Genomic DNA, 19,736 nt, shown 5'->3' with positions numbered 1-19,736 from the left:
GAGAAGAGGTATAGGATATGGAAAATGATAAAATACGAACTATGACTACGTGGTTCAGAAACTGGTTTTTGGATAATAAAGTAGTCGCGATATTATTGATTTCCCTATTAATTTTATTGAACTTCCTAGTCTTTTCTAAAGTTATGTACATGTTTCATTTTGTAAAAGAGTTTCTCAGTGTAGTGGCATTACCTATCATCATGGCGGGAATTCTATTTTATCTATTGAATCCATTGATCGATATGCTGGAAAGAAAGAAAATTAAGCGGATTTGGGGGATCGCACTAGTCTTCGTGGTCATTAGTGGTTTAGTCGCATGGGGTATTATCATACTGATTCCGACTATACGCGAACAAGCGACTAGCCTCATTCAAAACTGGCCAGAATATTGGAATAAATTAGTAGAGCAATTCGATAGCTTGTTGAGTAGTAGTATGTTTTCTCAACTACAAGGAAAGTTGGACGATATCGATCAAAACATTATCAAGTCGATAACAGAACAAACGAATGGCTTCATGGACTCTGCTTTCTCGGGGATTGGCAGCGTACTCGGAACGGTTACCAATGTGGTCATCGCATTGCTGACGATGCCGGTCCTTTTATTCTTTTTATTAAAAGACGGACGCGATTTGCCGTATCATATGATGAAACTTTTGCCGACGAAGATGCGTGCCAATACGTATAAAGTATTGAAAGAAATCAATATGCAAATTAGCCAATACATCAGAGGTCAATTATTAGTAGCATTTTTTGTAGGATTGATGTTCTGGATTGGTTTGGCGATTGCGGGCCTTGAATATGCCGCTTTACTTGCGATATTAGCCGGAGTCCTAAACTTGGTTCCGTATTTAGGGTCGTTCCTGGCAATTATCCCGATTGTCATCATTGCGTTAGTTTCTTCGCCTTTCATGCTTGTTAAAGTAATCATTGTGTTCGCAGTTGAACAAGCACTTGAAGGTAGATTGATCCAACCGTTGATTTTGGGTAGTAATTTGAAAATACACCCTGTCACTATTATTATCGTGTTGTTGACGGCTGGAAAATTATTCGGTGTACCCGGTGTTATTTTAGGTATTCCCGCTTACGCTGTCATCAAAGTACTTGTAGAACATATTTTCAAGTGGTATAAATCCTATTCAGGTCTTTATGCAGAGGCATATAACCCTGCGCCTAAACCGAACGTTCCCATTGAAAAAAGGAAAGTGAAGAAGCGTAAAAAGTTTAATTTTTGGAAAAAACGTTAGACTTTGCTGTTGATAAAAAAGTACAAGCCCGAAATGAGATAGCTCCTCATTCCGAAGTCAATAGGGTGTTAAATAAAAAGAGCGTATCTTCTAGGTTAGTACATTACCTAGAAGATACGCTCTAAAAGTATTGAATTCATAAAGATGATTTGCATAATAAATTGGAAAAACTCCCACTTCTTCGAACATCGTTCATTTCCCCTTGCAAAGCGCCCATAATCCTAGAACGCCACCAACAACCACAGTTAACGCAGTTAGTTTCTTCCTATCCAGAGTAGACTCAAACTTCACCTGGTCTGGTGTGATGACATATACGCCAATGGGTTTAATAGTAAAAGCACCGCCTCCACCTTCCCCTCCGCTACCGTCACCACCCCCACCTACTGCATATTTAACTTTCGCCACAGGGACTACCTTTTGCAAACCAAGTTCGATCGGTTCCCCGTATATGAAGGACACGTCTTTTTGGTTGGCAAATTTATTAAAAATCGTATTAATGGGTGTTTCACTATACTCTTTCTTCCCAGCATACTCGTTCGGTTGAGCTTGTCCATTATTCATGAGTATCCCCCCTCTCTTTACTCATTCGCCTTTTTCGGTCAATCACCTTCTATAAGACCCTTACTGGTGACTTATTTCATTTTAATTAAACCTTCTTTTAGGTGGATGAAATACAGTTTACATAACACTTTAAAGTGTTATATGAATCGGAGGTATCCATGATGAATTCACAAGAGAAATTAGAAGAAATCCATAAAATCGTTGTACTTCATGCGCCGCTTGAAAAAGTTTGGCAGGCGGTTTCTACATCAGAGGGCATGGCAGCGTGGTGGATGCCCAATTCACTTAAACCAATAGTAGGTCATGAATTTGTACTTCATACAGAGCAATTCGGGGATTCTCCTTGTAAAGTAACAGAACTTCAACCACCTACTCGTTTAGGCTTTAATTGGGGTAAAGATTGGCATGTTTTAATTGAATTGAAAAAATTGAGCGTAGAGGAAACAGAGCTTACGTTAATACATTCTGGTTGGGATGCACATAAAGTAACTGAATTTGAACAACCTCACACAGTCGTTCGTGGATTTATGGAGAGCGGTTGGGAACGTATAGTAAAAGAGAAACTTCCGGCTATTTTGAAGGCTTAAAAGTGGTGAACCCATCTAAGCCAGATGTTTACCAAGCGATTTCTGATCCAACTCGTCGTAGTCTGTTAAAATTGCTTGCCGAAAAAGAATTATCCATCACTGATATTGTGGAGTTTTATCCGATAAGCCGAACAGCAATAAATAAGCATCTTCATATTCTTTTTAATGCGGGCCTCGTCAGACGTCAGAAGGTGGGACGGGAAACTCGCTATAAGCTTACTTCTGAACCACTAATTGAACTAAAGGACTGGCTTAGTTTCTTTGAACAGTATTGGGATAAAAACTTGCTCGCTCTTAAAGAATATGTAGAGAAAAATAATGATTAGCTAGTAGTGGAACCGAGTATAGGAAATGTAAATTCCTCGGTTCCTTTTACATGATTCGGTTACGACTTTGTCATTATTTAATTACTAGCCTTAACTCATCTGTCATTTGCTCAACTAATTCTGGTCTTCCATGAAATTGAGCAGGTGTATTTTGGAAGAGCTCAACTTTCCAATTGCCGTCTTTGTGAACAGTAACTAGAGTTTGTAGTGCATTTGCTGTGGGCTCAATATCTGTTTTCCCAGGTGGAATCATCCCGGCAATGGCTTGTACGATTGCGGCATCCTTTCCGATTACACGAACGTCTTTCACTTTCGTCACAAAAGGCGCAGTGGGATGGTTTTCAAAGATTGACGTAAGATGCGATAAAATTTCCTGTCGTCCAACCATTTTACTTCCATCAAAACCAATTTGAATGCCTTGTTCTGTAAATAGTTCAGCCATTCCTTTTGCATCACGGTTGTTCCATGCGTCTATTAATTTTCCATAAAGACTAGTCATTCGATCTTCGTTAGAAATATTCATGCACTGTTCCCCTTTTTTCATATATATTATTTCCCTTACTTCGTCTCTTGTATAACGGGTAGCCACTACGTACTTCACTAATTGGTATGTGATTTCGATTTGATAATAGTTTCACTAATAAACCCCATTATGATGCCGACACCGATCGGAAGTAGTGAAATTTCAGTATGCGAAAGTGAGAAATTAAAGATAAGAATATCTATATTCCCTATAAAGCCTATTACATATAGTACTATCATCGTTCCAAATGAAACGAGTAACGGAATCCAAAAGGACTTATTCACAACTCCACCTCCCGATCTAGTAGATTGTCAGTGATGTATTTATTATGAAAACTAGTATTCTAATCTACTTGTTCTTTCACGTTGTACACATATGGCTCCTTAAATGCGATCTTCTCTAGACATTTCTTACGATAAAGTATATCATTTTTCCGCTAAATTATCTAACTACTCTGTCTTTCATTTTATTGAACACAGATCAAAACCGTCAATAGAATAGCTTGTATTTGAAAATAAAAAACATCTATATAAGTCACAAATGGAGAGGCTTGCGTGATCTCATTTGTTTCCTATACAGATGCTACTCTACATATTAATTTGAATAGAAAGAGCTATTCCTTTTCATCAATAAGGGTCTGCTTCATGGCCTTTGTCCACTGCATCTTTCACAGCCGATTTAGAATCGGGCGTTCCTTGTCCGAATTTTGATTGACCCGCGTCACGGCCAGGGACGTTAGGTTCTGCCGCCATCCCTTCGAACTCTTTCATTTTCTGTTCAATACCTGCTTGTACAAGACGTCCGTATTCAAAATCCGCTTGTGTGAAGTGATCGATCATCGCTTCTTGAATACGTACATCACACGCTGCGAGCGCATCGGAGAGGTTATTAATTAATTCCTCTCGTTCCCATTCTTCAAACTGCCGGAACGTCTCGCCTGCTTGTCCATAATTATTCGGTCGGTCAATCGGTGCGCTCATCGCTGCTGCATTATACGTAGGTCGATGCGGTGGTCGATTTTCTCCTGTTGCTTCCTGAAATCCACCGAGCATGGATGGCTCATAATTAATATGTGGATTGTCTCCTGACTCGCGATGATCTCGATGATCCATTTGACCACGATGTTGGTTTGTTCGAACTTCTTTTTTGGGTGCATTTACAGGCAACTGGAGATAGTTCGTGCCGATACGATGACGCTGTGTATCGGAGTACGAGAATGTACGACCTTGAAGCATTTTATCGTCGGAAAAATCCATTCCGTCTACAAGTACACCGGTCCCGAAAGCGGCTTGCTCGATGTCCATATGAAAATCATCAGGGTTGCGGTCTAATACCATCTTCCCTACAGGCAACCAAGGAAATTGTTCTTCTGGCCAAAGTTTTGTATTATCAAGCGGATCAAAATCAAGTTCTGGATGGTACCCATCTTCCATAATTTGCACAAAAAGTTCCCATTCAGGATACTCTTTACGTTCGATTGCCTCAGATAAATCTTGCGTCGCATGTGCAACATTTTTCGCCTGAACGGCGTCGGCATCTTCTTGAGTTAAATTACGAATGCCTTGTTTTGGCTCCCAATGATACTTCACTAGAACTGCTTCACCTTTGTCATTGACCCACTTATATGTATTCACACCTGAGCCTTGCATGTGACGATACGTGGCGGGAATGCCCCATGGTGAAAACAAAAACGTGATCATATGGATAGATTCTGGTGATCGAGAGACAAAATCAAACATGCGTTGTGGATGCGGTATATTAGAAGCTGGATCGGCTTTGAATGCGTGAATCATATCAGGAAACTTCATCGCATCTCGAATAAAAAAGATCTTTAGATTGTTTCCTACCAAGTCCCAGTTGCCATCTTCTGTATACATCTTCACCGCAAACCCTCGTGGATCCCGTGCAGTTTCGGGCGAATCTTTAGCGCCTGCTACAGTAGAGAAACGGGCGACTAAAGGCGTTCTCTTCCCAGCACCCGAAAACACTTTGGCACGGGTGTACTTTTCAACTGGCTCGTTCCCTGCTTTGCCATATGTTTCAAAATATCCAAACGCACCCGAACCTCTCGCATGGACCACTCGTTCAGGTATTTCCTCACGATCAAAATGAGAAATTTTTTCGATAAAATGATAATTCTCGAGTGTAGCGGGACCACGGTCGCCAATTGTCCTGATATTTTGATTATCCTGTACTGGATGCCCTTGGCGTGTCGTAAGTATTTCTCGCTCTTCCATTTGACTGTCATTTTGTTTATGTTGTTTCTTTTCCACTGTATTCCTCCTCGACAAAGTGCTTTCTAATTCTACCGACAGTATGAACCGAACAGGAATAAGATAAACATCTACACTTCACTTCGAGAGAATCGGTACAATTCGCACGCAACGCTTCCAGAAAACTGCTTTTTGCATATATATATTAAATGCTTCCACGTTTCCCGGGAAATCTCAGAAGGACGGATTGAGCAGGGATAGGAAAATAGATAACTGTTCGGAGAGCTGGTGCCTTTTGTGAAACTATGAATGAAGCTTTTCTACCGTTGTTATACGTCTACCATTTCTAGAAATTGCAGCGTTCGTTCATTTGTGGAGTGATTGAAGAATGTCTCTGGATCAGAATCTTCAATGATGACTCCTTCGTCTAGCATAATGACTCGGTCTGCAACGTTTTTCGCGAACTTCATTTCGTGTGTCACGACGATCATCGTCATCCCTTCCTCTGCTAGGTTTTGCATGACTTGCAATACTTCCCCAACGAGTTCGGGGTCTAAAGCAGAAGTCGGTTCGTCGAATAACAAGACTTTCGGTTCCATGGCAAGTGCTCGGGCAATCGCCACACGTTGTTTTTGACCACCGGATAATTTATTAGGATAGACTGTCGCTTTTTCGGACAGCCCTACCTTTTTTAATATCTCGTGTGCCATCTTTTCCACTTCTACTTTGTTTAATTTTTTGACCATCAGAGGTGCTTCCATGACATTCTCTAATACGGTTTTATGCGGGAATAAATTGAAGTGTTGAAACACCATCCCGACTTCCGCACGGATCTTCGCCAAATTGTCTTTCTTCTGATTGACTTGCTTTCCATCAATTGTAATAACGCCTTCATTCGTTAATTCTAAAAAGTTTAAACAGCGTAAAAAAGTACTCTTGCCTGAACCACTGACCCCTATGAGCACCACTACTTCTCCACGGTGTACTTCCATGTCGATACCTTTTAACACGTTCAAATCTCCAAATGACTTATGAATATTTTCTGCTTTAATCATCGGATCTGCCCCCATTATTTATCCACATCCAATTTGTTCTCATACCATTTTAATAGAGCGCTGAAAATTAGGACGAGAATTAGATAATAAAGACCAACTACGAGAAACGTTTCAAATTGTTTAAAGTTAGAGGCGGCGACGCGATTGGCCAAACCGAATAATTCAGATACACCAATAACATAGACTAGAGACGAATCTTTCAATGTAATGATGAATTGGTTTCCAAGCGGTGGAATAGCACGTCGTAAAGCTTGTGGAAAGACGATCCGTCTCATCGTTAATGAACTATTCATACCTAGTGCAAGACTCGCTTCACGTTGACCTTTATCAATTCCTTGAATAGATCCGCGGAAGATTTCCGCAATATACGCACCATTATGGACACCTAGTGCAATCGCACCTGCCCAAAAGTTATCTAATACGATAATTGATGTGATCCCAAAGTATAGAAACATAATTTGAACAATTAACGGAGTTCCACGAATGAGCGTTATATAAATATTCGCGATCGTCTGCAGTATTTTGGAGTTTGAAATCTTCATCAGTGCGAAAATAACACCTAAAACCATCCCAATTACAACTGCAATCGCTGTGATTTCGATCGTTAATAGACCCGCTTGTAAAAATCCTTTGTACGTATTTTTGAATACGTCAACAAACGTTAGTATAAACTCAGGCACCGGCACACCAACTTTCTAAGAAATAGGTGGAGATTGTAGTTATTCCAATAACTCGACACCTTCTAAATCAATATCTAGTAAATTACGACCGAACCATTTATCTGAGATTTCCTCGTACGTCCCGTCATCAATCATCTCTTGTAATGCCTCATCAAGTGCTTTTGTTAATTCTGGATTTTCTTTATTTACCGCAATGGAAGGTTGTTCTACCCACATCGGCTTGTCGATCTCTTTGATTTCAAATCCATTGTCGATCGCTTCATAACCGACGATGTCCGCAGTAATTACTGCATCTAAACGACCTTTAACAGTTAAATCTTTTAACGCTACTACATCACTGCTGTAATACTGGACATCATCCGATAATTCTTTAGCGGGTTCTTCATATGTGGACTGAGCTACTACACCGATTTTCTTTCCATCTAAATCTTCTGGAGATGTAATTTCGTCGTTATCCTTCGCAACGAAAATCATGCCTCCTGAATAATAATAGGGCTCAGTGAAGTCCGCTTGTTCTGCACGTTCTTTTGTATAAGCCATAGAGCCAATAATTGCGTCAAACTTATTTCCAACTAGACCTTGTAAAATTGTTTCAAATGGATTCGTTACGGGATTGGCTTCAAGTCCCATTTTCTCAGCAAGTGCATTTCCGATTTCTATATCAAAGCCTGTAAGTTTACCGTCTTCTTCAAAACTAAATGGTTTGTACACGCCACTTGCAGCGAATGTAAATTTACCTTCATTTACTAATTTATAGCCTTGATCTTCAGTAGTATCAGATGTTTTCTCTTCGTCGGTACCACACGCAGCAAGCACTAACACAGATGCTGCTAGTAATAGAATTATCATTTTGATTTTTTTCATTTTCCCAAACTCCCTTTTTAGTTAGCACTATCGCTAATTTTTACTTATCATTAGTAATTTCTTTTTCAGTGATTTTCAATTACGGACGTGCTTTCTGTTTTCGAAGTACTAGTATGGATTTCTTTCGTGGATAAATCTTTATTTCGATAACTTGAAAACGCTTACAATTGATGAATGCGGTACTTCATACAATTAATATATCTAGCCTCCTGTTCATCATGATTCATTGCATACTAAACTCATCATAGAATCGAAGTAGATTTTGAATCTATATCACACTATCCTCACTTTCTAACTAGTAAGTTATTTACTATTAAACCATGATACCATAGAAAAGTGAACGATTAATTTTATATTCGCATAATCTTTTTATCCAACACAATAAATATAATCTTTCTATTTTCACTACGTTACGACTATGTAACTGAATATCATGTAAAAGCTATACAGTGAAAATTTTGCTTTATATATCCTCCAAAATACATTTATTCGTTCACGCTTTTCTTATTCTCTTTCTTCAGGCCTTTGATATTTTTCTTAATTTTTTTACTCTCTATTTTCTTTTCCTTTTTCTCTTTTCTATCTAGTGCGGACTTTTCCATTTCATCATCCAATGAATCCGTATCGTTTATAGCGTTTTCACCAAACCAATCCATTACTTTATTTTTTGCGAGCTGTTTTGTATTTGCATCAATATACGTAGCGACGACGAGTAAAGCTCCCACTACAATTGCCAAATCATCGGTATATCCTACGATTGGCGTGAAGTCTGGTATAAAATCTAACGGTAAAATGAAGTATCCTAGGGCACCTAATATAGTAGACTTTACTTTCTTCGGTACTGTCGGCTTTTTAAATGTATAGAACAGTAATAGAGCCCCATACGTTAACTTAACTCCTGCTTGTTTACCAAACTTCAGAATTTTGTCCCAAAACTTTTCCTCGGAGAAATGCTTAGAATAGTCATCATTGTGTTTTACCAAGATATTACCTACTTTCTTTTTTTTCTGAGTTTGAGTGTCTTATTATTTTCATTTATGAACTCTACGACTCGAAACGTTGGTTTGGTCATATGTATACCCTTCATTCCCGCTATTCTAACCATGGTATTTTATTAGTAAAGGCTCTTGATTTGCTTCTGAAAATTTTTCGTTTTTTAAAATAAAGATGTGTAATTAACTAGCCGTAACTAGTTCTCTCACAACAATCCACCGCATTCTTTATGCTATGATACGTATACTACATAGCGATTTACGGAGGATTCCACATGAAAAAAGTTGCAATTATTCAAGATTTATCTTCATTCGGTAGATGTTCACTCACTGCCGCGATTCCTGTTCTTTCCGTGATGGGCGTGCAAGCGTGTCCATTACCTACAGCGGTTTTGTCTGCACAAACAGAATATCCGAGCTATTACTGCCATGATCTTACGAACGTCATGCCGCGCTATACGGAGGAATGGAAGAAGCTCAACGTTTCGTTTGACGGTATTCATACCGGCTATATTACGGGCAAAGAGCAAATTCACCATATCCTCACGTTTCTCGATAGCTTTTATACTGACCACACGCTTCTACTCGTGGATCCGGTGCTGGGTGACAATGGAAAAGCGTATGATAATTTTGACGAAGAACTTCTTGAACAAATGAAAGTTCTTGTCGCGCGGGCGGATATTATTACGCCGAACATTACGGAATGCTGTTTGCTGACCGGTTATAGCTATGACGTATTGCATAGTTGCGTGGATGAACAGGATTACTTGAAGATCGTCGAAGATGCAGGTAGACAACTACAACAGACAACTGGCGCTGAAATTATCATTACAGGCATTCAGCCTCCTAGCCGGCAACATTCTATCGGCAATATGTACATTAACGAGACAGACACTCTTTTTAATACGGTGCCGTACAATGGCAAAAGTTATTCAGGCACAGGTGATTTATTTGCATCAGTATTGATGGGTAGCCGACTTCGTGATGTAAGTATGGAACAAGCGATCACGCTCGCAAAGGAATTTTTGCTCACTGTCATTGAGGATACTGCTTTAGAAAATACACCGTTAGAGGCGGGAGTAAATTTCGAGAAATATTTGCGAATGTTATTGTGAGACCTACATACTAAAAAAGCACCGAACCACGAAACAACGTCGTGGTTCTGGTGCTTTTTTATGAACTTCATAGTTTCATTTTCATTAGCATACAGAATCATTGGATTTCGGTACCGTAAGCCCGAACAGAGGCCGGAGATATAATGCTAAGAACGTTCCAGCAAGTGCGAGAATCCCCCAAATATATCCGTGTAAACTAAATGATGCGATGCCGCCGAAGTAGGCACCAATATTACAGCCGAATGCCAGACGTGCGCCATATCCCATCATCAAACCACCAATGACAGAAGCTGCAAAATTACCAGTTGTTACGCGTGTGAATTTGAATAAACCACCAGCTGCTGAAGCGACGAATGCTCCGATTATAACCCCAAAGTTCAGTACCGTTGTGGAATCAGTGAAAATAGATGCTTCTAGCGCGGATGCGTTGGCTCCTTGCCAATACCCCCAACTCGCTACATCAAAGCCTATGACAGAGGCTATTTTGGATCCCCATAACGCGAAAGCAGAAGTAATGCCCCAAGGCGTACCACGCGTCATGAGTGTTAATGCATTTAAAACCGCTAATACAATCGCAGCTGCAAACAAAGGCCAAGATCCGCGAAAAATTCGTTTCCAACCTCTTTCAGTAGGAAGTGCTGCCATTTTAGGCGCTTTCTTCTTTTTCTCAATCAGTAAAGTAATCCAAGCAATGAATCCAAATAGCGCAATGGATACGAGCCAAGCGCCACCATAGCCTAAACCAGTGGAAGTAGCCAATGAAACTGGAGCGAATGCAGGCATTTCTTCCGTCCAGAATGGTAAGTGGTACGCGCCAACTGTAGTGCCGACAATGAAAAATGCTAGTGTTACGAACATAACAGTACGTCCGCCACCTATAGCATACAGAGTACCGGAAGCACAACCACCACCAAGCTGCATGCCGATTCCAAAGACAAAAGCACCTACGATGAGACTAACGCCCACAGGCGAAACATAGCCGGCTACCGGGCCGCCAAAAAATGTAGTGCCATAAGCTAAAATCGGTGCGAATAACGTGACCGCTATTGCCAGCATCAGCATATGCGATCTCATTGCCTGGCCGTTTCCGACTGACGCCATGCGTCGAAATGCTGACGTAAAGCCAAAGCGTGCATGGAACAAAGTGAAGCCAAGCAATAACCCAATGCCAAGAAGCATCGATTGAGAGATATGCTGAGTGGCTAGCAAATAAGCGAATAATACGACCCCCACAAGGACACCACCCGCAATTAGTAATTTTTGCGGAGGGTTTAATAGAAGATCATCTCGTTCAACAGGACCTTTTACGTCGTTGACCGGTTGTACTCTTATCGTAGTCATTATATAACACCCTTTCCCTATTAATTTACTAGGTATACTAATTCATATTAGTATTATATGTTTTTAAAGTCAACTTGTTAAGCTTTTAGCGATTTTTATATAGATTCGCAGTAAACCGCATAAAAAAATCCTCAACCCTATTACAAGGATTAAGGATTCTTCCGTTATTTAATTTCTTCCACGTCTTCTCGCGGTGTAGCACGGTACACAATAAACGACAGCACAACCGCCACAAGCGACATGGCAAACGCGATAAAGTACACCAATTCCACTCCAGCAACGAGTGCCAAGTCAGCAGTTAATGCGTCTTCAGGTGTCGTAGATTTCTTTAGAAAGTGTAATTGTCTAGCATTCATAATACTAATGAACACCGACACGCCAATAGCTCCAGCAACAGGTTGCAGCGTCGACATCACTGCTGTACCATGCGGATATAATCGTTTCGGCAACTGATTCAATCCATTCGTCTCTGCTGGCATCATAATTGCGGAGACACTGAGCATAAGCAAGATATAGCTCGTGACGACAACCCAAATCGGTGTATCGAGTGTCAATCGGCTCATCATGAACATCGTTCCACTAAGCACAAGCGTCGCAGGTATCATCAACACACGCGGTCCGAATTTATCGAATAATGACCCCATGAATGGTGACATTATACCATTTAAAATACTGCCCGGCAGTAGGATCAAACCTGCTGTCGCTGCGCTCAGTGCGAGTGGTCCTTGCATATAGATGGGCAAGATGATTTCAGAAGCGAACATCGCCATAATAATAATCAAGAACAAGAACACCGCGTGCGTGAACATCGGATAACGGAATACACGCATATCCATGACGGGCTCTTTCAACTTGAGCTGTCTTATAGCGAAAAGTGCAATTCCGATTACACCGACTCCGATCAACAGCAAAACGCGAGGGTTCGCAAATCCATCTGCACTTTCACCAACCGAACTGAATCCATAAACGAGTGATCCGAAACCAATTGATGAATACACCAATGAAATATAATCAATTTTCGGTTTTGTAACTTCCGTAATATTGATCAAATATTTGTAGCCGAATCCGATTGAAAATAATGCGAATGGAATGACGAGGATGAATAAATAACGCCATCCGAGATATTCCACGATCACACCTGATAACGTGGGACCAATCGCTGGTGCGAACATAATGACGAGTCCGATGATTCCCATAATCTTACCGCGTCTATGCGGTGGATAAATGAGCAAGAAAACGTTAAAGATGATAGGCATCAATAAACCTGTTCCGACAGCCTGAATGAGTCGCCCCGTTAATAGAATCGGAAATGTCGGAGCACTCGCCGCCACGATCGTTCCAATCGTGAAGACGGTCATTGTACCGAGGAATAATTGCCTCGTCGTAAACCATTGTAAAAGTAAAGCCGAGATCGGGATAACGACTGCCATGACAAGCATGAAGCCTGTTGCCATCCATTGCACAGTCGGTAACGTAATGGAAAATTGTTCCATCAGTGTGATCAGTGCGATGTTCAATAGTGTTTCATTCAAAATGGCGAAAAAGGCACCGATAATGAGTGCCAACATGATGGGCAGTACTTTCATATTCGGGTTATCCGCCAAGTATTCGTATTTCTGTTCTTCCATCTGAAAACCTCTTTCGTTGATCTCGTGAATTCGGCAATATAGTTACCGTTCATTTACTCTTATCATGCTTTTTTATAGGCGATGTGTCAATCTTTCTGAATCCAAAATGGCGATCTTTTTTCCATAGATTTATTATCTCTTTTACGCATGCTATCTAGCCTAAATACTCTCCTCCACTAAAATCCAATACAGGTGATTGAGGTACGCGCCTTTGCATGTTTTCTACAGGAATAGCTGGTTGTTCATTCAAATAATTTTCAAAGTTCGTCGGGTTAAATAACGTCGAAGGACGTAAGTACGCTCGGAATTCGGGATGGGTATTCCACTGCGACACTTTGAGATCAATGACTTGTACAAAATCCTGTTGTGTATAGCCTTCTTTCACTCTTGCGCGAATAAATTTCTTTGTTGCTGCAGATGTTGCTTTAAATTGCTTACCGGTTTTCTCGTTCAGATAAGCAATGACGAAAAGCGTAACGTCGAGAGGCTTCTCGACAAGATCATTATTCTTTATTTTTTTAAGTTCTTTAAGTTCTTTGGTTATAGGCCGTACCAGAGTGGTACAGTCCTTCGTTTCACTTTGGTACGACACAGCGTTTCGAAGTGAAACGTCCGGTGTATCAGATTGAAACGTCGCATCGTCTTCTTTTTCGTTTGGTGATGTATCAGGTTGAGACATCGCATGAGGTATGTCTAGTTCACTTTTTGCTGGCATGGCTTCTTCAAACGACGTGTCATCTTGAATAGACAAAACAGGTAGTTTAGTATAATCAATCCGATACCATTTCGTCTTATCAATTTTCATTTTGTTATATTCTGAAGTCGAAATGAGGTATCCTTGCTTTTCCAAATTATAAATCGTGCGTTTGATCGTCATACATGACAAAAATGAAAATTCCTCCTGCCATTGATCAACTGTTTTATACACCCACTGATATTCGTCGCGCACATTTTTTGAAATAAGTGAACGGAAATGCAATTGCTGCAGAAATAACGCTTCATTTAACCCGACTAAATGCACAAGTGACGGTAGTAATTGTAATGGCTGTTCATTGATTAATAACTTCATACTGAATTCCTCCTAAAATGTCTGTAAGTGATAGCAATTCACCACTTCACTTACTATATAGAGGACTTTTTGCGTAAGGATACTCCTTATTAAACTATTTTTTTCTAGCTACAAAACTGTACGAAAAAAGAGCGGAAGCATAGGGCCTCCACTCACCTGTAATACATATTAGTTGATAGTCACTACTTCCTCGCTCGCTGGTTGAAGCAAATATACCGCATTCGACTTGCATACTTCGTAATCCACGAGATACATCTTTTCTCCGAAGTTCAGTCGCTTCGAATAAATATAGCCGGACTTCTCCAGTTTTCGTATCGCTCGGATAATCGTAGCCATTGACCAGAAATTCATCACCGAATGCCACTCTTTATACGATCTGCTTACCCACTGCGTTCCTTCTTCGATATCATTTGGACCAAAAGACAGCTCATGGATTTGCTGCAAGAACATCGATTCATTGAGTCCGATCTTCGCCGCTGTGTGTGGATGAAATTGCAGAAATGGTTCATGGATAATTTGCATACTAGTTTCCCCCTACTAACTTGTTGTAAGTGGCAGCTATTTGCCTCTTCACTAGCTATATAGAGAGCTTTCTGAATAAGGATACACCTTTTGAAAATAAAATGTGAAGATACATACAAAAAGAAGCTAGTGCAGGATAGAAATGCCGTCTGTTACACAGTTGACGACCATTTACACACCTTTCACTAACTTCTTTAAAGTAGACACATCGGACCTAAGACGAGTTGATGGATTATAATTCACGTACAGTGATCGGTATCAATCTGCGCTCCAGTTCATCTCGATGTTGTTCATATTGTGCGGGTAACTTCAATTCTTGTCCCATCGTTTCTTCCGACTCATCGTGAGCAAAGCCTGGAGGATCCGTAGCAATTTCGAATAAAATTTCTCCATGCTCTCTAAAGTAAATCGCATTGAAATAGTTTCGATCTTTAACTGCCGTCACGCCATAATCATGATCTGAAACATGTTCTTGCCATTCCAACTGATCTTGGTCATCTATCGCTCTCCATGCAATATGGTGAACGGTTCCGACACCCATTTGTCCTTTACCCGTTGCAGTTGCTTTAAGATCAACAATATTTCCGATATCAGCGGATGAACGGAAACGAATATAGTCTCCCTCTTTTCCAATCAGTTCAAGTCCCATGACGTTTTCCAAAAGTTCAGCTGTTTTAGTCGGTTGTGAAGAATATAAAGTAGCGCCACCGAATCCTTTAATCGCTACTTCAGGTGTCACGCCTCCAAATGTCCATGCATTTTGTTCACCTTCTGCACGCTCCACGATTTCAAGTTGAAGACCATGAGGGTCATTAAACTGTAGGTACTGCTCACCAAATCGTTCTGTCTTCGTTACATCTACGTTAAATTTGGCTAAGCGTTGTTCCCAAAACATTAGTGCTCCAAGAGGAACAACATAAGAAGTTACACCTACTTGGCCATCTCCTATTTTCCCTTGATAGGCATTTGCCCATGGGAAGAACGTGATAATCGAACCTGGCTTGCCACCTTCATTACCGAAATATAAATGGTACGTACCTGGATCATCAAAGTTCACTGTTTTTTTCACTAAACGTAAACCTAGAACGCCTGCATAAAAATCGACGTTTTCTTGGGGATTCCCGACAATAGCTGTTATATGATGGATTCCACTAGTTTTCTTCATCATGTATGTTCACTCCTTAGGTATTATAACATTCAAGTTTAGCATCAATTACATTATTACTAATTCGAGATATCAGATTAAAAATTACAAATTTTGATCATGTAACCCTATTCTTTTTAGTTGTTCAATTAACTCTTGTTTTTCTATTACGCCTAACCCACTAAAAATTTCTTTCATCGCTTTTTTATGTTCTGGGAAGACTTTATTCATCAGTTCCGTTCCTTCAAACGTCAAAGCAGCATGTGTGACCCGACGATCATTCGGACACGGTTTTCTCATTAATAAGTTTTTCTTTTCTAACTGATCAACCACATACGTAATACTACTACTGGCAATTAACACTTTCACACCAATTTTTTGTATCGGTTGATCACCTTTACTGTAAATGAACTCCAAAACCGCGAACTCTGTCGGGTTTAACCCCAAACATTTTATATCTTCAATGACACGCTTTTTGATTGACTCTACAGCTCGAGTTAGAACAATGAATAATTTTAGAGATAATGCCTCTTCCAGTTGATCTTTTGCATTCATACTTATCATCTCACTTAGTTTTACTATATTTTATTCACTCACTAGTGGCTCAAGTAATCCTATTCAATCAGAAAGAGGCGAGTATCGTCTATTCGTTATGCTGGATTCACTTGAAGTTCTACTGTGATTTTAATATCGTCGCCTACTAATACGCCGCCTGTTTCTAGTGCTTGGTTCCAAGTTAAACCATATTCTTTTCTAGAAATTTTGATAGCTGTTTCAAATCCAACTACGTCTACACCCCAAGGATTTTTCCCAGCTCCCGTACGCGCTACGTGAAATGTAGTTTTCTTCGTAACATCTTTAACTGTCAAATCGCCAGTTACATCGTATTCGTCTTCTCCTGTTTTGACAATTTCAGTCGAATCAAATGTGATAGTCGGATATTGTTCTACATTAAAGAAATCAGCTGAACGAAGGTGGTTATCACGATCTTCATTATTTGTATTGATGGTGTTCACATCAATCTTGAAGTCAATCTTCGCATCTGTTAAATTGTCTAGATCTCCAGTAACCGATCCTTCCACTCCAGTGAAGCTACCTCTTACATTGGATACCATCATATGTCTTACTGAAAATCCTACGTTCGTGTGCGCTGCATCTACATTCCATTTTGTCATGTTAAAACTCTCCTCTTTATTTACGTATTAAGACTATTATACAATATAATTGTCTTGAATTCAATATATTTGATTTGGTTGTATCTGAAATCGTTGTATTTAAGTGTAAACACTCTATTACTATGACCCATATAGAAAACTTTATACCTTTAGCTTATTTACGGATTGTATTCAATGCTGTTGTCCAAGGAATTACTTGGTCTAACATTTGGTTTACTGAAGCGGCTTGTACGTCAGCAGCTTTAAGTTCTGTGCCATTTTCAAAGTCTGTAAATAATGAAAGTGCAGGGTGAACACGAACATGCGCCACGGATAATTCGCTCAAAATACCGCGTAAATGTTCTGCTGCACGAGCTCCGCCAACTGAACCGTATGAAACGATACCTGCTGCTTTGTCGTTCCACTCTACGCGAAGGTAGTCTAATGCATTTTTAAGTGAAGCCGAAATAGAGTGATTGTATTCTTGAACGATGAATACGAATCCGTCCTGTTTTGCGATAATTTCTGACCATGCTGCTGCACCTGATGCATCGCCGCCTGCTTCGCCTAGAAGTGGTAATTTATAATCCGCGATATCAATAATCGTGTAATTCGCATCTCCGCGTTTGTCTGCCAATTCTTTTACCCATGCTCCTACTTGTGGACTTACGCGTCCCTCACGTGTGGATCCTAAAATAATACCGATGTTTGATTTTGTCATGGTTATTTCCTCCTCTTGTTTTGTTCCAAATAATTTACTGAAAAAGCTCATTGTTCATTCCAACTCCTTACAAATACTCTTTGTCGAATGTACGTGTGCTACGTACTGTATCGATTGGTCTTACTGATGCTTCAATTTCTTCGCGGTGCGCTTCAAGGAATGGTGGTAATGAAAGAATCTCCCCAACTGTTTCATACGGTTCGTCTCCCATAAAACCAGGACCATCTGTTGCCCATTCAAATAGGATGCCAGGCGCTACTGCTGCATATAAAGATTCAAAGAAGAAGCGATCTACATAGCCTGAAGTTCTAAAACCAGATGATTGCATATGATTTATCCACTCATGCAATACGTTCGTATCTTCCACGCGGAAAGCTGCGTGATGCACTGTACCGAATCCTTGTCGACCTTCAGGTAACGTTTCATTATGTTCCACAATGACTTGCGCGCCATTTCCACCTTCACCGACTTCGAATAAATGGAGTGAACCTTCACTTGCAATCTTTCGCATGAACATTGCGTTTTCCAAAACGCCTTTAAACTTATCAAATTCAGCGATACGAATATGAATAGGTCCTAAACCTGTAATGGCGAACTCCAATGGTACGGGACCATTTTGCCAAGGCGTTCCTGACTCAATACCTTCGTTCAACTCATCGGAAACTAACATATATTGTTGATCATCAAAGTCTACAAATGAAATCGTCTTTTTACCGAAAACTTCTTCGATTCCATTATGTTGTACTTCATATTTTTCAAAGCGTTTCACCCAGTAATCAAGTGCCGCATCTGTCGGTACACGGAATGAAGTTTTATAAATTTCATTCGTTCCATGCGTACCTTTTGGAATACCCGGGAAATCGAAAAATGTCATATCTGTTCCAGGCGAGCCTTTATCGTCTGCGAAGAATAAGTGATAGGTTTGCACATCATCTTGATTGACAGTTTTCTTTACGAGACGCATTCCTAATACATAGGTGAAAAATTCATAATTCTTTTCTGCACTACTCGTAATCGCTGTTACGTGATGAATACCTTTTAAATGATTCATGTACATCCTCCTATATATTAGCTCGTTTTGATATACTATTAATTCAAGATAAATTCGTTTAAAAAAAAGAGATTGTCTTTAAATTAGCGTCAATCGCTTTTGCGATTAATTAACTTATCTCGAATTCAATATAAATATATCATGCGCTCATTTCATTGTCAACACTTTAATTTATAATAATTAATTTGATGTTAGTTCTTCAAACCACTAATCGTTCCATCCATAGACATAGGCGCATTCAAGTCAACAAAGAACAATACAGTCGTAGTGTCTTCATTCGCGACAAAGGATGGCAGAGGATGGATTACATCGGTTACCGCTTCTTGTTTGCCAATTGTGAGATGCTTCATCGTAATCTCTCCATTCATTACATAGAGAAAAGGAGTGAGACCCATATACATTGGAACGTCTACCACTTCACCCGCCCTAGGATGCGCGTCTAGTATGTATACGTGTTGTCGAACATAAAGAGGTGCTTCACTTCCTTTAGGCCCTACCATCACATACCAAGCCTCATTGTCTAACGGTTTGTCATGAAATTGAATTTCCGGAGAAAGGTCCGTCTCATTCGGTCGTACGAAGATTTGAAGCATTTCCACTTCATCTTCTATCACTTTCTCTTCGTGCCAAAATCCTGATCCTGCATTCATCATCATTAATTCCCCCCGTGCAATGGGCGCTTCAAAACCAGCAGAATCACGATGATGCATGACGCCTGAGCTAATGTAACTCAAAATTTCATCGTTGATATGCTGATGCATTTTAATCGTTAACCCTTTTTTCATTAACGCATGATCAATGATCGCTAACGGTCCAAACGCCGTGTCTGTCATTTTATCCCCAAGAATATTACCCGGTTGAATGCGTGTAATCGTGAAAGGCCCTCTAAACGGTACCGCATGATGACCTGCTGCAAGTTTTTGTAACAATCGTAACTCCTCCTTTT

Annotated in this window: 22 protein-coding genes; 4 read left to right on the top strand and 18 right to left on the bottom strand. The window is 40.1% G+C overall.

What is annotated here, in order from left to right:
• Window positions 1-17: 17 nt before the first annotated feature.
• Entirely contained in the window at window positions 18-1,244 is a 1,227-nt protein-coding gene (locus tag CSV72_RS02915) for an AI-2E family transporter (protein ID WP_099677021.1), read from the top strand.
• A gap of 192 nt (window positions 1,245-1,436) precedes the next feature.
• Here the strand turns inward: CSV72_RS02915 and CSV72_RS02910 are convergent, their stop codons facing one another.
• The gene (locus CSV72_RS02910) at window positions 1,437-1,805 is read right to left on the bottom strand and encodes a spore germination protein GerW family protein (protein WP_099677020.1); all 369 of its coding nucleotides are present in this window, start codon (window positions 1,803-1,805) and stop codon (window positions 1,437-1,439) included.
• A gap of 161 nt (window positions 1,806-1,966) precedes the next feature.
• Between CSV72_RS02910 and CSV72_RS02905 the strand changes: the two genes are divergently transcribed.
• Window positions 1,967-2,392 (top strand): SRPBCC family protein, encoded by a 426-nt coding sequence (locus CSV72_RS02905; protein ID WP_099677019.1) that lies wholly within the window; start codon window positions 1,967-1,969, stop codon window positions 2,390-2,392.
• Between the two features lie 2 nt (window positions 2,393-2,394).
• Window positions 2,395-2,718 carry an ArsR/SmtB family transcription factor gene (locus CSV72_RS02900; RefSeq protein WP_099677018.1) on the top strand — a complete coding sequence of 108 codons (324 nt, stop codon included), beginning with the start codon at window positions 2,395-2,397 and terminating at the stop codon, window positions 2,716-2,718.
• 73 nt (window positions 2,719-2,791) lie between these two features.
• On the opposite strand, the gene CSV72_RS02895 is transcribed toward CSV72_RS02900, so the two are convergent.
• The 7 genes from CSV72_RS02895 to CSV72_RS02865 all read right to left on the bottom strand — a co-directional run bounded on the left by CSV72_RS02895 (window position 2,792) and on the right by CSV72_RS02865 (window position 9,036).
• Entirely contained in the window at window positions 2,792-3,241 is a 450-nt protein-coding gene (locus tag CSV72_RS02895; protein ID WP_099677017.1) for an SgcJ/EcaC family oxidoreductase, read from the bottom strand.
• A 77-nt stretch (window positions 3,242-3,318) separates the two neighbouring features.
• Window positions 3,319-3,525, bottom strand: coding sequence for an ATPase (locus CSV72_RS02890; protein ID WP_099633490.1), 207 nt, complete (start codon window positions 3,523-3,525; stop codon window positions 3,319-3,321).
• Between the two features lie 342 nt (window positions 3,526-3,867).
• Complete coding sequence (locus CSV72_RS02885) at window positions 3,868-5,478, bottom strand: catalase (protein WP_099677135.1); 1,611 nt, start codon at window positions 5,476-5,478, stop codon at window positions 3,868-3,870.
• Window positions 5,479-5,783: 305 nt separating this feature from the next.
• Window positions 5,784-6,509, bottom strand: coding sequence for an amino acid ABC transporter ATP-binding protein (locus CSV72_RS02880; protein WP_099677134.1), 726 nt, complete (start codon window positions 6,507-6,509; stop codon window positions 5,784-5,786).
• Between the two features lie 14 nt (window positions 6,510-6,523).
• Window positions 6,524-7,189 carry an amino acid ABC transporter permease gene (locus CSV72_RS02875; RefSeq protein WP_099677133.1) on the bottom strand — a complete coding sequence of 222 codons (666 nt, stop codon included), beginning with the start codon at window positions 7,187-7,189 and terminating at the stop codon, window positions 6,524-6,526.
• 39 nt (window positions 7,190-7,228) lie between these two features.
• Window positions 7,229-8,053, bottom strand: coding sequence for a transporter substrate-binding domain-containing protein (locus CSV72_RS02870; RefSeq protein WP_099677016.1), 825 nt, complete (start codon window positions 8,051-8,053; stop codon window positions 7,229-7,231).
• Window positions 8,054-8,538: 485 nt separating this feature from the next.
• On the bottom strand, window positions 8,539-9,036 hold the full coding sequence (locus CSV72_RS02865; protein ID WP_369802863.1) for a YkvA family protein: 498 nt from the start codon (window positions 9,034-9,036) through the stop codon (window positions 8,539-8,541).
• A 284-nt stretch (window positions 9,037-9,320) separates the two neighbouring features.
• Here CSV72_RS02865 and CSV72_RS02860 point away from each other — a divergent pair, with 284 nt between their 5' ends.
• Window positions 9,321-10,160, top strand: a complete 840-nt coding sequence (locus CSV72_RS02860) for a pyridoxamine kinase (RefSeq protein ID WP_099677014.1) — start codon at window positions 9,321-9,323, stop codon at window positions 10,158-10,160.
• An 84-nt stretch (window positions 10,161-10,244) separates the two neighbouring features.
• Here CSV72_RS02860 and CSV72_RS02855 read toward each other — a convergent pair whose 3' ends face one another.
• From CSV72_RS02855 to CSV72_RS02810, 10 genes are all read right to left on the bottom strand, one after another.
• Window positions 10,245-11,501 (bottom strand): YeeE/YedE family protein, encoded by a 1,257-nt coding sequence (locus tag CSV72_RS02855; RefSeq protein ID WP_099677013.1) that lies wholly within the window; start codon window positions 11,499-11,501, stop codon window positions 10,245-10,247.
• A 164-nt stretch (window positions 11,502-11,665) separates the two neighbouring features.
• Window positions 11,666-13,129, bottom strand: coding sequence for an MDR family MFS transporter (locus CSV72_RS02850; protein WP_099633495.1), 1,464 nt, complete (start codon window positions 13,127-13,129; stop codon window positions 11,666-11,668).
• A gap of 154 nt (window positions 13,130-13,283) precedes the next feature.
• Window positions 13,284-14,198, bottom strand: coding sequence for a conserved phage C-terminal domain-containing protein (locus CSV72_RS02845; RefSeq protein WP_099633496.1), 915 nt, complete (start codon window positions 14,196-14,198; stop codon window positions 13,284-13,286).
• 168 nt (window positions 14,199-14,366) lie between these two features.
• Window positions 14,367-14,720: a hypothetical protein gene (locus CSV72_RS02840; protein ID WP_099633497.1), complete on the bottom strand. Its 354-nt coding sequence runs from the start codon at window positions 14,718-14,720 to the stop codon at window positions 14,367-14,369.
• A 232-nt stretch (window positions 14,721-14,952) separates the two neighbouring features.
• On the bottom strand, window positions 14,953-15,888 hold the full coding sequence (locus CSV72_RS02835; RefSeq protein WP_099677012.1) for a ring-cleaving dioxygenase: 936 nt from the start codon (window positions 15,886-15,888) through the stop codon (window positions 14,953-14,955).
• An 81-nt stretch (window positions 15,889-15,969) separates the two neighbouring features.
• Window positions 15,970-16,419 carry a MarR family winged helix-turn-helix transcriptional regulator gene (locus CSV72_RS02830; protein WP_099677011.1) on the bottom strand — a complete coding sequence of 150 codons (450 nt, stop codon included), beginning with the start codon at window positions 16,417-16,419 and terminating at the stop codon, window positions 15,970-15,972.
• A gap of 95 nt (window positions 16,420-16,514) precedes the next feature.
• Entirely contained in the window at window positions 16,515-17,039 is a 525-nt protein-coding gene (locus CSV72_RS02825) for a YceI family protein (protein WP_099677010.1), read from the bottom strand.
• A 154-nt stretch (window positions 17,040-17,193) separates the two neighbouring features.
• Window positions 17,194-17,790 (bottom strand): NADPH-dependent FMN reductase, encoded by a 597-nt coding sequence (locus tag CSV72_RS02820; RefSeq protein WP_199170039.1) that lies wholly within the window; start codon window positions 17,788-17,790, stop codon window positions 17,194-17,196.
• 16 nt (window positions 17,791-17,806) lie between these two features.
• Window positions 17,807-18,790 carry a ring-cleaving dioxygenase gene (locus CSV72_RS02815; protein ID WP_099677009.1) on the bottom strand — a complete coding sequence of 328 codons (984 nt, stop codon included), beginning with the start codon at window positions 18,788-18,790 and terminating at the stop codon, window positions 17,807-17,809.
• Window positions 18,791-18,981: 191 nt separating this feature from the next.
• The gene (locus tag CSV72_RS02810) at window positions 18,982-19,719 is read right to left on the bottom strand and encodes a pirin family protein (protein WP_199170038.1); all 738 of its coding nucleotides are present in this window, start codon (window positions 19,717-19,719) and stop codon (window positions 18,982-18,984) included.
• Between the last annotated feature and the right edge of the window lie 17 nt (window positions 19,720-19,736).

This window comes from Sporosarcina sp. P20a (assembly GCF_002743175.1).
Taxonomy (GTDB): Bacteria; Bacillota; Bacilli; order Bacillales_A; family Planococcaceae; genus Sporosarcina.
This window is presented reverse-complemented; position numbering and strand designations above follow the sequence as displayed.